Here is a 12,961-nt window from a genome sequence, read left to right as displayed (position 1 = left end):
AGAGTCGGCGCGGTCGCCAAACCCGGCATGGGGGCGGATTGGCTATTGGAATTTCCATGTTCCGCTCATCCCGGCGAAAGCCGGGACCCAGCGTTTTTTTGAGGCAGGATGCGCAGGATCAGGTGCTGCGCCGAACATATGTGCCGGTAGGGCCAAAACACTGGGTCCCGGCTTTCGCAGGGATGAGCGGATTGATTGCGTAGGGGTTGATAGCTTGCATGCAGGCTCCGTCCCTCTAGAACGCCGTCATGCCTGAACTTCCTGAGGTTGAGACGGTCCGGCGGGGGCTGGAGCCGGTGTTGCACGGGGCGACCCTGACGCGGGTGCGCCAGAACCGGCCCGATCTGCGGTTTCCATTCCCCGACCGGTTCGTCGAGCGGCTGGAGGGGGCAACGGTGCTGTCGCTGCAGCGACGGGCGAAATATCTGTTGTTCCCGCTGTCGACCGGGGAGACCTGGGTCAGCCATCTGGGCATGACGGGCCGGTTCACCCTGGACGGAACGCAACTGGGCGAGTTCGTCGAGGCGGCTCCGATCGCGGGCAAGCACGAGCATATGAGCCTGTGCGCCGTGCAATCCGGAGACGCCGGTGATGCCACGACCCGGATCGGGTTTGCCGATGCCCGCCGGTTCGGCTTCATGGGGCTGATCGGGTCCGACGCGGTGGAGACCCACCCCTGGTTCACGGCCATGGGGCCCGAACCGCTGGGCAACAGTTTTTCGGCTGCGCATCTGCTGGAGGCCTTCCGGGGGCGCAAGCAGAACGTCAAGGTCAGCCTGCTGGACCAGCGGATCGTCGCCGGGCTGGGCAATATCTATGTCTGCGAGGCCCTGTTCAGGGCGAGGATATCCCCGACCGTGGCCGCCGGGGCGATCAGCCGGGCCCGGCTGGAGACCTTGACCACCGTGATCCGCGACGTCCTGAACGAGGCGATCATTGCGGGTGGATCGACGCTCCGTGACTTTGCCAATGCCGACGGTGGCCAGGGCTACTTCCAGCACCGGTTCGACGTCTATGGCCGCGAGGGCGAACCGTGTCGTGCGGACGACCGCCATCCCGTCATCCGGCGCATCGTCCAGGGCGGGCGCTCCACCTTCTACTGTCCGGCCTGCCAGAAGCGGTGAGACCTGTCGGCACCGGGGGTGTTGAGCCCCCTGCCCGGCTCGTGTAACCCCGGCGCAACACAGGCGCGCCGACAGGTCGTCGCCTTTTCGAAGTCTGGAGTGCCCCTTGAGCCAATCCCGATATCCGGCGTCGTTCGATCGCGACGCCCTGCTGGCCTCGGGCCGGGGCGAGCTGTTCGGACCGGGCAATGCCCAGCTGCCCGCGCCACCCATGCTGATGTTCGACCGGATCACCCAGATCAACGGCGACGGCGGCGAGCATGGCAAGGGCTATGTCGAAGCGGAACTGGATATCCATCCCGACCTCTGGTTCTTCCAGTGCCATTTCATCGGTGATCCGGTGATGCCGGGCTGTCTGGGGCTGGACGCCATGTGGCAGCTGGTCGGCTTCTACCTCGGCTGGATCGGCGGCCAGGGACGCGGGCGGGCGCTGGGCGTGGGCGAGGTAAAATTCACGGGCCAGGTCCAGCCGGACGTCAGGAAGGTCGTCTACAAGATCACCCTGAAACGCGTGATCAACCGCCGCCTGGTGATGGGAATCGCCGACGGGGTGCTCGAAGCCGATGGCGTCCCTATCTATACCGCAACGGACATGCGGGTCGGCCTGTTCGGGGCGGCTTCGGACACGGCAACACCCGCAGGCGGTTGAAACATACAATAACCGCGGCCAACGCGGATCGTCAGGATTGAAGTTAGGGATCGAGAAATGCGGCGTGTTGTCGTCACCGGACTGGGTATCGTTTCTTCTATCGGCACAGGTGCCGAAGAGGTTACAGCCTCGCTGCGCTCGGCGCGGTCGGGCGTCGTCGCGGCCCCGGACCACATCAAATACGGCTTCCGTTCGCAGGTCTGGGCTCCACCGTCGCTGGGCGTGACGGCCGAGGACTGGGCCCCGCTGGTCGACCGGCGGGCGGCACGCTTCCTCGCCAATGGCACGGCCTGGGGCCACATCGCCTTCGAGGAAGCGCTGAAGGACTCGGGGATGACCCCCGAAGAGATCCGCGACGACCGGATCGGGGTCATCGTCGGTGAGGGCGGGCCCTCGACCCAGGTCATCCTGCAGGCCGCACAGACCACGATCGAAAAGGGAGCCCCCAAGCGGATCGGCCCGTTCGCCGTGCCCAAGGCCATGGCGTCAGGTCCGTCAGCGGTGCTGGCCACCTGGTTCCAGATGCGCGGCGTCAACTATTCGATCAGCTCGGCCTGTGCGACCTCGGCCCACTGCATCGGCGCGGCCGCCGAGCAGATCCAGTGGGGCAAGCAGGACGTCGTCTTTGCGGGCGGGGTCGAGGATATCGACTGGTCGATGTCGAACATGTTCGACGCCATGGGGGCCATGTCCTCCGACTTCAACGAAACGCCCTCGGTCGCCTCGCGTGCCTATGACAAGGACCGCGACGGCTTCGTCATCGCCGGCGGTGCGGGCATCGTCGTGCTGGAAGAGTATGAGCGCGCCGTCGCCCGCGGAGCGAAGATCTATGCCGAAGTCGTCGGCTACGGGGCCAACTCGGACGGCTACGACATGGTCGCGCCGTCGGGCGAGGGTGCCGAACGCTGCATGAAGATCGCCATGGCCCAGGCCGGCAACCGGCGGATCGACTATCTGAACCCGCACGGCACCTCGACCCCGGTCGGCGACCTGCGGGAAATGGGCGCGGTCCGCAATGTGTTCGGAGACGATCTGCCGATGATCTCCTCGACCAAGTCGCTGACGGGCCACAGCCTGGGGGCGGCCGGGGCACAGGAGGCGATCTATTCGCTGCTGATGCTGAACGGCGGATTTGCCTCCGAGAGCGCCCACATCGAAAACCTCGACCCCGAGTTCGAGGGCATGCCCATCCTGCGCCAGCGCCACGACGGCGAACTGACCACTGTCATGTCGAACAGCTTCGGCTTCGGCGGCACCAACGGGACGGTGATCTTCTCCAAGGTGTGAGGCTAGCCTTCCGCAAGGCACCGGTTCCGTCTAAAGCCGTTAGATGACCGAGACCCACATCCACGGCCCCCATCCTTCCGGCGGCTATATTCTTGACGAACTCAGCGTCGGGATGGTGGCGGAAAAGCCGGTCACCGTGACCGAGGGGCGGATCGAGGCCTTCGCCGAGGCGTCGGACGACTTCAACCCCGTGCACATGGACGAGGCCTTCGCGTCGAAGACCGCCTATCGCGGGCGGATCGCCCACGGGCTGCTGTCAGCCTCGTTCGGCTCGGCCGTGGTGGGGACCATCCTGCCGGGGGCCGGGGCCATCTACCTGAGCCAGACCCTGGCCTTCCACAGACCCGTCCGCATCGGGGACGTGGTGGTGGCGCGGATTACGGTGGCCGCCGTGGACGAGGTCAGTGCCCGCGTCACCCTGAGATGCGAGGGCTATGTCGGCGAGGACCTGATCATGGATGGCGAGGCGATCGTGCGCGTGCCCCGGCGTCGGCGCCCCGCCCGCGACTGACATGGCGATCGACGTCATTCGCGACTGGCACGGTCTGCCGGACAGCCAGCGGGGTGCCGCAGCGGCTGTCGGGGCCTTTGACGGCGTCCATCGGGGGCACCGCGCGGTCATCGCTTCGGCACAGGACGCGGCAAGGCGGCTGGACGCCCCCCTGGCCGTCGTCAGTTTCGATCCCCATCCGCGCCGCTGGTTCCAGCCCGACGCCGCCCCGTTTCGCCTGATGACCGCCGGCCAGATGGCGCGCGCCCTGGAGACCCTGGGGGTCGAGCGACTGTATCTGTTGGCTTTCGATGCGCAAATGGCCGCCATGACCGACGAGGTCTTTGCCCGTGAAGTCCTGTCCGAAGGTCTGGGCATTCGTCACGCGGCAGTCGGATTCGACTTCACCTTCGGCAAGGGCCGGTCCGGCTCGCCCGAGGCCCTGGATCGTTATGGGCGCGATCTGGGGTTCACCGTCTCGGTGACCGACCGCGTCGACGATCCGGACGGACTGAAACTGTCGTCCAGCGCGGTGCGCGAGGCCCTGCATGCAGGAGACATGGCCCGCGCTGCGACCGTCCTCGGGCGGCCCTTCTCCATCGAGGGTGAGGTGGTCCATGGCGAGAAGCGCGGCCGCACCATCGGCGTGCCGACGGCCAATATCCGTCTCGGCGAAGCGATGCGGCCCGCCTATGGCGTCTATGCGACCCGGACACGGCTGGCGGACGGACGGATCGTCGACGGCGTCGCCAACCTGGGCATCCGGCCGATGTTCGAGATCGCGGAACCCCTGCTCGAGGTCTGGTTGCTGGATTTCGACGGCGACCTGTATGGCCAGACGGTCGAGACCGAACTTGTGGCGCTGCTGCGCGGCGAGATGAAATTCGACGGCCTGCCGGCACTGAAGGCCCAGATCGAGCGGGATGCCGCGGCGGCGCGGGCGGTTCTGGCCAAATAGATCCGCTCATCCCGGCGAAAGCCGGGACCCAGGGCTTTGGGCAACCCGTGCGGCCTGACATGCGCAGCTTTTCGTCCGAGCACCGGCCTTTTGAAAGGGCTGGGTCCCGGCTTTCGCCGGGATGAGCGAATGAGGGAAAATGCGCCGGTGGCAGGCTTTTGCCAGGATGAGCCGGTTCTGTGGACTTCGCCTCTTCCCTTTCGTTTCGACCTCCGCTATCAGCCCCGCTCCGATGCGAGCGGTCGTGGCGGAATTGGTAGACGCGCAGCGTTGAGGTCGCTGTTCCTTAACCGGAGTGGAAGTTCGAGTCTTCTCGACCGCACCATCAGATGTATCAGGACACGTAACGGCTACTACCAAGGCTGAAACACACTCGAGGAGGCCAAGCGTGAGCGATACCGCCGCCCTCGAACCTGAATACATCAACGAGGACCACGAGGCCCTCGACGAGGATTACGAACTGACCCCGGCCTTCGTCGAGAAGGTCGTGGATGCCGCCGACGACGGCGATGGCATCCGGCTTCGCAGCCTGCTGGAAGACCTGCACCCCGCCGACGTCGCCGACCTGATGGGCTTTCTGACGTCCGAGCACCGGGCGGTCGTGGTGATCTGGCTGCCGCCCGAGCTGCTGGCCGAGACCCTGCCCGAGCTGGACGACGGCATTCGCGACGAGGTGCTGGAACGGGTGACGCCCGGCACCCTGGCCACCGCCCTCCAAGAACTGGACTCAGACGACGCCGCTGCCGTGGTCGAGGACCTCGAGGACGAGCAGCGCGAGGCCGTGCTGTCGGCCATGCCGCTGCTGGACCGGGCCGCGATCGAGAGCAGCCTGGGCTACCCCGAGGACACCGCCGGTCGCCTGATGCAGCGCGAGGTCATGGCCGCGCCGGTCTTCTGGACCGTGGGCGACACGATCGACCATGTGCGCTCACAGCAGGACGAGCTGCCCGAGCTGTTCTTCGACATCTATGTGGTCGATCCCCTGAACAAGCCGGTGGGCGGGATCCCGATCAGCTGGCTGCTGCGCGCCGGGCGCGACATGAAGCTGGCCGACCTGATGGAGCCGGTGAACGAGATCACCGTCGACCAGGACCAGGAAGAGGTCGCCTACATTTTCGAGAAATACCACCTGATCTCGGCCCCGGTCATCGATGCCGCCGGGCGGCTGGTCGGGCAGATCACCGTCGATGACATCGTCAACATCATCCAGGAAGAGAACCGCGAGGACATCCTGCGTCTGGCCGGTGTGTCGGACGAAAGCCGAGCGGCGGGCGTGTTCGGCGTGGTGCGGTCGCGGATTCCCTGGCTGATCGTCAACCTGGGCACGGCGGTGTTCGCCTCGCTGGTGATCGGACTGTTCGAGGGCGAGCTGGAGGCGCTGGTGTCGCTGGCCATCCTGATGCCGGTCGTGGCCTCGATCGGCGGCAATGCCGGAACCCAGGCCCTGACAGTGGCCGTGCGGGCGCTGGCGTCGCGCGAGCTGACCTCTTCCAACCTGCTGCGCATCGTCAGCCGGGAGGTGATGGTGGGCCTGTTCAACGGCGGCACCATAGGGGCCCTGATGGCCGGCGTGGCCTGGGTCTGGTTCGGGATGCCGCTGCTGTCCTTGACGATCGGACTGGCCGTATTGATCAACCTGGTGGCGGCGTCGCTGGCAGGGACGCTGATCCCCGTGGTGCTGGAGCGGCTGGACCGTGACCCGGCGGTGGCCAGTCCGGTGTTCGTGACCTGGATCACCGACTCGGTCGGCTTCCTGTCTTTCCTCGGTCTGGCGGGCCTGATCCTGCTCTAGAAATTCCGCTCAACCCGGCAAAATCCGGGACCCAGTGCTGTGGGCTACGGGATGGATCGGGTTTGCGCGCTGCCCATGCGGCGTACTGTTCTCGCGAAAGGACTGGGTCCCGGCTTTCGCCGGGATGAGCGGATAAAATGGTACTCAGTGCGCCTCGGGCGGCCGGGCTGCGGGGTCCAGGTACTCGCTCTCGGCATGGGAATCGGCGGACAGCACGAATCGCCGGTCGCAGTAGCCGCACTCGACGAAATCGGCGCCGCCCATGTCCAGATAGACCAGCGGGTGTCCCAGAACGCCACCGCCATCGCAGGCCACGCGCTTGGTCGCGACCACGATCTCTTCGGGGGGCGGGACGGGAGCCTGGAGGTGACGAGGGGGCATGGCAGGATCTGTCGTTGGCGGGATGGCCCCTGACTAATGCCAAATCACTGCCGATGCCATCCAGCGCGGGACATTCTCTGTGCCTGCCGGGTCTTGGCGAAAGCGCCGGCGGGGCCTACCTGTCGGGGGTCGGCGATCCAGCCGTTCCGCCGCCCGAAGACATCGCCTGCATGACCGAGACCCAGACCCTGCCCGTCAATGCCATCGAAGTGCACGGGCTGGAGAAGACCTATGCGGGATCTCGCAAGGCACCGGCCAAGACGGCGCTGCGCGGCGTCGACCTGGTCATTCCGCGCGGCTCCATGTTCGGGCTGCTGGGGCCCAACGGAGCGGGCAAGTCGACGCTGATCAATATCCTGGCCGGCGTGGTCAACAAGACCGGGGGCACCGCCGCCATCTGGGGTCGCGACATCGACCAGCGGCCTCGCGATGCCCGCGCCGCCCTGGGCGTCGTGCCTCAGGAGATCGTCGCCGACGTCTTCTTCACCCCGCGCGAGGCGCTGGAGGTCCAGGCCGGCTTCTATGGCGTCCCCGCCCATGAGCGCCGCAGTGACGAACTGCTGGCTGCGCTCGGACTGTCGGACAAGGCCCATGCCTACGTCCGGGCCCTGTCAGGCGGCATGAAGCGTCGGCTGATGGTGGCCAAGGCGCTGGTGCACAATCCGCCGATCCTGATCCTGGACGAACCCACCGCCGGGGTGGACGTCGAGCTGCGTCGCCAGCTGTGGGAGTATGTCCGCCGCATCAATGCCGAGGGCGTGACCATCCTGCTGACCACCCACTATCTGGAGGAAGCCCAGGAGCTGTGTGACACCATCGCCATCATGAACCGGGGACAGGTTGTGGCCTGCGAGCCAACGCCGCAGCTGCTGCGCCGCCTCGATACCCGCAATGTCGTGGTGACCCCGGAGGTGCCCCAGGCCACTGCGCCGGTCCTGCCCGGGTTCGATGTTGCCGTCCGCCCGAACGGGGCCTTTGCCGTCACCTATCGCAAGGGTCAGAGCTCGGTCGAACAGGTGCTGGCTGCCGTCCGGGCCGCCGGCATCACCATCTCGGACATCACGACCGAGGATCCCGATCTGGAAGATGTCTTCCTGGCCCTGACCTATGGCGATGCGGCCCAGGTCAGCCCGACGAAGGACTGACGGCCGCCACCGCAGGGCCGGCGGCGATCACTCACTCCATGTGAAGTGCGACACCCGGCAGCGTCGCAGCTCGTCCGTCCGAACGGTATTCGGCACATCATGCACGATGAGATTGGGCGTCCGGCGCCGGGCCGCCTGGACGACCGGGTCAAGGACCGTGGGCGGGCCGGGCCGCCAGTTCACGGCCACACCGTGGAAGGACGCCTCGCGGTAGACGGTTTCAACATCCGCCGGGGTCCTGACCACGGCCGTGACCACCCGGAAGAAGGGTCTGATCATGGCGACGGTTTCGCGGATCAGACCGGACGGCACCCCGGCATTCAGGCCCGTGATCTCGGCGATCACCGACCGCCGCATGACATCGCTGAGTTCCGCGCAGCGATTCAGAAGGGCCATTCGCGGCCGCCGTGCCGAAAGGGCGGAAAAGGACAGCGGCACGATCAGCGCGAACGTTCCGCCTTCCCTTCGATAGTCCTCGAGGATCGGAAGCAGGTGATCGATAACCAGCTGGCTCAGGGCCTCCTGGTCCAGGTCGGACAGACGGTCGGGGCCTGCGTTCAGTCTCAGGCGGACGGCATAGGCGCTGATGGTTTCAAGATCGAGCCGCCAGACCGGTGCGATTTCGATGTCATAGCCCGTGCGTCCCTGATGGCTCAGCTTGATCGTACCGCTGGCGCGGCGCTCGGTCAGCGGCGGCGTCCAGTCCTGGGGTCGGCGGGGCGGGTCGGCCCTTGCCGGGCTACCCGTGCGGACATCCGTGGAAGGCGAGACGTCGACGGGCTCGGCATGCAGGGCATCGCCGTCGATGCTGGCGATGCGCGACAGGGCAATGTCGGCGTCGGCGGATCGCCCGAGGAAATGGAACAGCAGCGACTGGAGGGTCTCCACACACCGGATCTGGCCCTCATAGCTGTTGGTCGAGGCCACGGCGACGATCACGGTGGTGTCGTTCAGCCGGACGAAAACGTCTGGTGGCGGCATCTTCCTGTGCAGGGACCGCTCCACAGCCTCCCAGATGACCTCGGCCCGGCCGGGCCACCGGGTGCCCATCTGGATCTTGATTGGTTCCAGCGACAGCAGGAAGACCCGGCCCTGGGACACCAGGCCGGCCTCATGGATACGCTGGAGCTGCTCCCGTCGCGAGGCGCTGAGCGTGCTCAGTTCAAAGGCCGGTGTGGTCCATTCCATCGGGGATTCGCACAATTCAGGATAGTATTGTCGAATACTATCCTGAGCTGTCCGTCTAGAGGTCAAGGTCCCCTATTCGACCGGCTGGGATCGGTCAGTCGCCGCCTCCGCCCCCACCCCCGTCGCCGCCACCATCCGAAGAACTGCTGTCGCCACCGCTGGTGAAATCACTGACGGACGACAGACTGTCGAACAGGCCAAAAGCATCGAACGACAGCGCCAGATCGCCCAGTTCCAGCACGGCCTCCCATTCACCTCGATCCTCGGCTTCCATCGGAAGGATGCACAGGGTCACCATATCCTCGCCCCGCTGTTCGAACAGTCTGCGCAACTGCGGGATCTGCCGCTGCGCCTCGGGTGACAGGATCAGCAGGGCCCCCGCCGACCGGGCCAGATGCAGCGCCTGTTCCGGGTCGGACTTGAGCAGGGCAGGCAGCCGCTCGATCGCCGTCATCAGCCGTCGCAGGGGGGCCGTCATCACCTCTCCGCTCGCGGTGCGCTCATAGGTGATGCGGGGAAACAGGCCGAGCCACTTGTCGTCGGTCCGGGTCAGCAGGTTGCGGCGGATCAGTTCGGGCGCCACCTCGTCGCGCAGATAGCGGCCGTAGTCATGGCCGAACCGCTTCTGCAGCGCGTGCAGGACCTCGGCGGCCTTCAGCGGGCTCCCCTTGCCCGCATCGACCAGCGCCGCCTCCAGCACCGCGAGATGGCGCGGCAGCGGCCCTGTCGTCCCCGCTCCTGCTCCCTTGAGCACCAGGGCGGCTGGCCGGGATGGCCCGTCCGGTTTCTCGAACGCGATCCGCCCCGCCGCCAGCAGGGACAGCAGCCCCGCCTGCAGACATTTCGTCGCCGTCCGCCCCGCGGGCGTGATCAGCAGCGCCGCCTCTGCCGGCGTGATCCGTCGCCTGTCCATCCGAGCCCCTCCCACGGTGGTGATGTCGTGCCGAAAGGTATCAGAGAAACCCGGCGTAAGGCCAACAACAGGAGAGGGGCATAGTATAGTTCAAGAAACTCCATGATCACCTGGCCCACCGGAACCACGTAGAAATACGTAGTCTGAGTTCTTCATGTCTAAAAACTTGGACGTCAAACAACTTGGACTGTGACAGCCCGTCACATCTGAGTTCTGGTAACACGTTGTTAGCCGAACCTCCGTAAAGGCTCACACAAGGCGTCAGGGAGCGCCAAACCCCAAATCCGCAGGAGCTGCTGTCATGTCAAGTCAGGCCCTTGAGAGCCGTATCAAGTTCATGAAGCTTGACGATGCTGCTCGCGCACGCATCAAGTCCATCAAGCCGCTCATCATGAAGGAGATGCCGGCCGCTCTGGACGGTTTCTACGAACAGGTTCGAGCAACCCCGGAAACAAGCGCCTTCTTCAAGAATGACGGGCATATCGACACCGCTCACAAGAAGCAGCTTGCCCATTGGGATGTCATCTCGAGCGGTCTTTACGACGAACAGTATGCTGCCGGTGTGACCAAGGTCGGAGAGGTCCACGCGCGGATCGGCCTGGCACCGCGATGGTATATCGGCGGCTATGCCCTGGTTCTTGAAAAGATGGTCGCCAAGCTGCTGGAGGCCCGCTGGCCGAAGCATGCCTTCAACACACGCGGCGTAACGGCAGAGACGACGGCAGGCGAACTGGGTGCCCTGGTGAAGGCCACCCTGCTCGACATGGACCTGGCCATTTCGGTCTATCTGGAATCTCTCGACGCGGTCGAGACCAAGCGTCAGCTCGAAGAGGCCGAGCAGCAGAACGTTCTGCTCACGGCGCTGGCCGATGGTCTCAAGCGCCTGGCGTCCGGAGATCTGACGTCCCGGCTCGAGGTCGAGGTCGATGGTCGCTTCCAGGGCGTGAAGGATGATTTCAATACGACGATTGCAACACTGGCCGAGACCATTGCGTCCATTTCGGGCTCGGCCAACGCCGTGCTGACGGGCTCGGAAGAAATCGCAGCGGCATCGGACGACATGTCCAAGCGATCCGAGCAGCAGGCCGCCTCGCTCGAGGAGACGGCAGCCGCGCTCGAAGAAATCACGGTCACGGTCAACCGGACTGCGGACGGATCCCGTCAGGCCGCAGAAGCCGTGGCCTCGGCAAAGGCCGACGCCCAGGCCTCCGGTCAGGTCGTGGAGCGCGCCATCGCGGCCATGGGAGAAATCGAGAAATCATCCGCAGAAATCACCCAGATCATCGGCGTGATTGACGAGATTGCCTTCCAGACCAACCTGCTGGCCCTGAACGCCGGCGTCGAGGCCGCGCGCGCGGGCGACGCCGGTCGGGGTTTTGCCGTGGTCGCCCAGGAAGTCAGGGCCCTGGCCCAGCGATCGGCGGAGGCCGCCAAAGAGATCAAGGGGCTCATCTCGACGTCCAGCAAACAGGTCAGCCACGGGGTCTCGCTGGTTGGCGAGACCGGCGACAGTCTGGGTCGGATTGTCCAGCAGGTTGCCGCCATCGACGGGCTGGTGTCCGAGATCAGCTCATCGGCCCAGGAACAGGCCTCCAGCCTTGGCCAGGTGAACAGCGCGGTAAACCAGATGGACCAGATGGTTCAGCAGAATGCCGCCATGGTGGAGGAGTCGACAGCCGCCGCCTTTGCGCTGAAGACCGAAGCCACCGAGCTCCAGGGGCTGGTCTCCAGCTTCCGGATCGACGCCGATGCTCGCACGGCCCGCCACGCATCCGGGCGGTCAAACCCGGTTCACGCGGCCCAGGCGCGGATCCAGTCCTATGCCGGTCGCGCCGGCACACCGGCGGCGGCCAAGGCGCAATCTCGCCCAGCGGCCAAGTCCGTCGGCAATACCGCGCTCAAGGTCGTCGACGAGTGGAAGGAATTCTGACCGTGACGCCACTTGAGATAAAGACGGCCGCCGGGCTCGATCTGAACGGGACGCTCGAGCTGATCTCCTTCGAGATTGGTGGACAGGAATACTGCATCGACGTCCGCTCGGTGCGCGAGATCCGCGGCTGGACTCCCACGACGCCCATGCCCCAGACCCCGAACTACATTCTCGGGATCATCAACCTGCGCGGTGCCGTGATGCCCGTCCTGGACCTGCGCTGCCGGCTCGGGCTCGGCACGACAGAACCGACGGCGCGCCATGTCATCGTGGTGATCCAGCACGAGACCCGCATGGCCGGCATCCTGGTCGACGGCGTGCAGGAGACCTTCCAGCTCGCCGCGTCCCTGCTCCAGGCCCCGCCGGCCATGGATTCGGACGCCAACAACCAGTTCGTCGACGCCATCATCCCTCTCGAAGGCCGGATGCTGTCCCGGCTGGTCGTCGGGTCCCTGCTTCCGGTCGAGCACAGGGCCGAGGCAGCCTGACGGTTGTCGCTGGCCTATAAGTCCGCACGGTCCCTGGCGTGCCAAAAATGACCGAACAAGCCTGGTGGAGCCGAGGGGAGTCGAACCCCTGACCTCGTCATTGCGAACGACGCGCTCTACCAACTGAGCTACGGCCCCGTGTCCGGGGTGTCCAGGCAGCGCGGACTTAGGCGGGCGATCCGGCGGGAGTCAACGGGTCAGGTGTTTCGCGTCGCCCGCTACGCGTGCCGCATTGGCCTTGAGCGACGCACGCGCTAGAAGCGTTACGAAATGGCCCCGCGGCGGGTGCCATGTTCGGGAGTTTTCGATGGGTGAAGCGATCGTCTGGCTGGTCAATGCCATCATTCAGCTGATGATCTGGTTCATCATCGCCTCGGCGATCCTGAGCTGGCTGTTCGCCTTCGACGTCATCAACCACCGCAACCGGTTCGTCAGCCAGCTGGCCAGCTTCCTGGACGGAGTGACACGGCCGCTGCTGGAGCCATTCCGGCGGATCATCCCGACCTTGGGCGGCATCGACGTCTCGCCGATCGTGGTGCTGCTGCTGCTGAATTTCGCGCGCATCCTGTTCAACAACACCGCAGCCCCGGTCCTTTACGGGTTCTGAGGCCGGTCT

Annotated in this window: 13 protein-coding genes and 2 tRNA genes; 11 read left to right on the top strand and 4 right to left on the bottom strand. The window is 65.7% G+C overall.

What is annotated here, in order from left to right; translation table 11 throughout:
* Positions 1–248 precede the first annotated feature (248 nt).
* From mutM to mgtE, 7 genes are all read left to right on the top strand, one after another.
* The gene (mutM, locus tag GGR13_RS14790) at positions 249–1,124 is read left to right on the top strand and encodes a bifunctional DNA-formamidopyrimidine glycosylase/DNA-(apurinic or apyrimidinic site) lyase (protein ID WP_183214346.1); all 876 of its coding nucleotides are present in this window, start codon (positions 249–251) and stop codon (positions 1,122–1,124) included.
* 106 nt (positions 1,125–1,230) lie between these two features.
* The gene (gene fabA, locus GGR13_RS14785; protein WP_183214345.1) at positions 1,231–1,773 is read left to right on the top strand and encodes a 3-hydroxyacyl-[acyl-carrier-protein] dehydratase FabA; all 543 of its coding nucleotides are present in this window, start codon (positions 1,231–1,233) and stop codon (positions 1,771–1,773) included.
* Between the two features lie 57 nt (positions 1,774–1,830).
* Complete coding sequence (gene fabB, locus GGR13_RS14780; protein WP_183214344.1) at positions 1,831–3,060, top strand: beta-ketoacyl-ACP synthase I; 1,230 nt, start codon at positions 1,831–1,833, stop codon at positions 3,058–3,060.
* 43 nt (positions 3,061–3,103) lie between these two features.
* Positions 3,104–3,571 (top strand): MaoC family dehydratase, encoded by a 468-nt coding sequence (locus tag GGR13_RS14775; protein WP_221230728.1) that lies wholly within the window; start codon positions 3,104–3,106, stop codon positions 3,569–3,571.
* A 1-nt stretch (position 3,572) separates the two neighbouring features.
* Positions 3,573–4,508 (top strand): bifunctional riboflavin kinase/FAD synthetase, encoded by a 936-nt coding sequence (locus GGR13_RS14770; RefSeq protein WP_183214343.1) that lies wholly within the window; start codon positions 3,573–3,575, stop codon positions 4,506–4,508.
* 238 nt (positions 4,509–4,746) lie between these two features.
* Positions 4,747–4,833 (top strand) — tRNA-Leu (locus GGR13_RS14765).
* Between the two features lie 63 nt (positions 4,834–4,896).
* Positions 4,897–6,300 (top strand): magnesium transporter, encoded by a 1,404-nt coding sequence (gene mgtE / locus GGR13_RS14760; protein ID WP_183214342.1) that lies wholly within the window; start codon positions 4,897–4,899, stop codon positions 6,298–6,300.
* A 144-nt stretch (positions 6,301–6,444) separates the two neighbouring features.
* On the opposite strand, the gene GGR13_RS14755 is transcribed toward mgtE, so the two are convergent.
* On the bottom strand, positions 6,445–6,681 hold the full coding sequence (locus tag GGR13_RS14755) for a zinc-finger domain-containing protein (protein WP_183214341.1): 237 nt from the start codon (positions 6,679–6,681) through the stop codon (positions 6,445–6,447).
* Positions 6,682–6,851: 170 nt separating this feature from the next.
* On the opposite strand from GGR13_RS14755, the gene GGR13_RS14750 reads away from it, so the two are divergent.
* Positions 6,852–7,826, top strand: a complete 975-nt coding sequence (locus GGR13_RS14750) for an ABC transporter ATP-binding protein (protein ID WP_183214463.1) — start codon at positions 6,852–6,854, stop codon at positions 7,824–7,826.
* A gap of 27 nt (positions 7,827–7,853) precedes the next feature.
* Here GGR13_RS14750 and GGR13_RS14745 read toward each other — a convergent pair whose 3' ends face one another.
* The gene (locus GGR13_RS14745) at positions 7,854–9,014 is read right to left on the bottom strand and encodes a hypothetical protein (protein WP_183214340.1); all 1,161 of its coding nucleotides are present in this window, start codon (positions 9,012–9,014) and stop codon (positions 7,854–7,856) included.
* Positions 9,015–9,108: 94 nt separating this feature from the next.
* Positions 9,109–9,927 carry a GPP34 family phosphoprotein gene (locus tag GGR13_RS14740; protein ID WP_183214339.1) on the bottom strand — a complete coding sequence of 273 codons (819 nt, stop codon included), beginning with the start codon at positions 9,925–9,927 and terminating at the stop codon, positions 9,109–9,111.
* 301 nt (positions 9,928–10,228) lie between these two features.
* Between GGR13_RS14740 and GGR13_RS14735 the strand changes: the two genes are divergently transcribed.
* Both GGR13_RS14735 and GGR13_RS14730 read left to right on the top strand, forming a co-directional pair.
* Complete coding sequence (locus GGR13_RS14735; RefSeq protein WP_183214338.1) at positions 10,229–11,857, top strand: globin-coupled sensor protein; 1,629 nt, start codon at positions 10,229–10,231, stop codon at positions 11,855–11,857.
* A 2-nt stretch (positions 11,858–11,859) separates the two neighbouring features.
* On the top strand, positions 11,860–12,345 hold the full coding sequence (locus tag GGR13_RS14730; protein ID WP_343060436.1) for a chemotaxis protein CheW: 486 nt from the start codon (positions 11,860–11,862) through the stop codon (positions 12,343–12,345).
* A 62-nt stretch (positions 12,346–12,407) separates the two neighbouring features.
* Here GGR13_RS14730 and GGR13_RS14725 read toward each other — a convergent pair.
* Positions 12,408–12,483, bottom strand: a tRNA-Ala gene (locus tag GGR13_RS14725).
* Positions 12,484–12,652: 169 nt separating this feature from the next.
* On the opposite strand from GGR13_RS14725, the gene GGR13_RS14720 reads away from it, so the two are divergent.
* On the top strand, positions 12,653–12,952 hold the full coding sequence (locus GGR13_RS14720; RefSeq protein WP_183214337.1) for a YggT family protein: 300 nt from the start codon (positions 12,653–12,655) through the stop codon (positions 12,950–12,952).
* The last annotated feature ends 9 nt before the right edge of the window (positions 12,953–12,961 follow it).

This window comes from Brevundimonas variabilis, assembly GCF_014199945.1.
Lineage (GTDB): Bacteria > Pseudomonadota > Alphaproteobacteria > Caulobacterales > Caulobacteraceae > Brevundimonas > Brevundimonas variabilis.
Note: the sequence above shows the minus strand (reverse complement) of the source record. Positions and strands in the feature narration are given on the sequence as shown.

Bases quoted from the DNA above. Each gene is read 5' to 3' on its own strand.
- mutM (WP_183214346.1), top strand. From the start codon at position 249: ATGCCTGAACTTCCTGAGGTTGAGACGGTCCGGCGGGGGCTGGAGCCG.
- fabB (WP_183214344.1), top strand. From the start codon at position 1,831: ATGCGGCGTGTTGTCGTCACCGGACTGGGTATCGTTTCTTCTATCGGC.
- GGR13_RS14775 (WP_221230728.1), top strand. From the start codon at position 3,104: ATGACCGAGACCCACATCCACGGCCCCCATCCTTCCGGCGGCTATATT.
- GGR13_RS14770 (WP_183214343.1), top strand. From the start codon at position 3,573: ATGGCGATCGACGTCATTCGCGACTGGCACGGTCTGCCGGACAGCCAG.
- GGR13_RS14755 (WP_183214341.1), bottom strand. From the start codon at position 6,681: ATGCCCCCTCGTCACCTCCAGGCTCCCGTCCCGCCCCCCGAAGAGATC.
- GGR13_RS14750 (WP_183214463.1), top strand. From the start codon at position 6,852: ATGACCGAGACCCAGACCCTGCCCGTCAATGCCATCGAAGTGCACGGG.
- GGR13_RS14745 (WP_183214340.1), bottom strand. From the start codon at position 9,014: ATGGAATGGACCACACCGGCCTTTGAACTGAGCACGCTCAGCGCCTCG.
- GGR13_RS14740 (WP_183214339.1), bottom strand. From the start codon at position 9,927: ATGGACAGGCGACGGATCACGCCGGCAGAGGCGGCGCTGCTGATCACG.
- GGR13_RS14735 (WP_183214338.1), top strand. From the start codon at position 10,229: ATGTCAAGTCAGGCCCTTGAGAGCCGTATCAAGTTCATGAAGCTTGAC.
- GGR13_RS14720 (WP_183214337.1), top strand. From the start codon at position 12,653: ATGGGTGAAGCGATCGTCTGGCTGGTCAATGCCATCATTCAGCTGATG.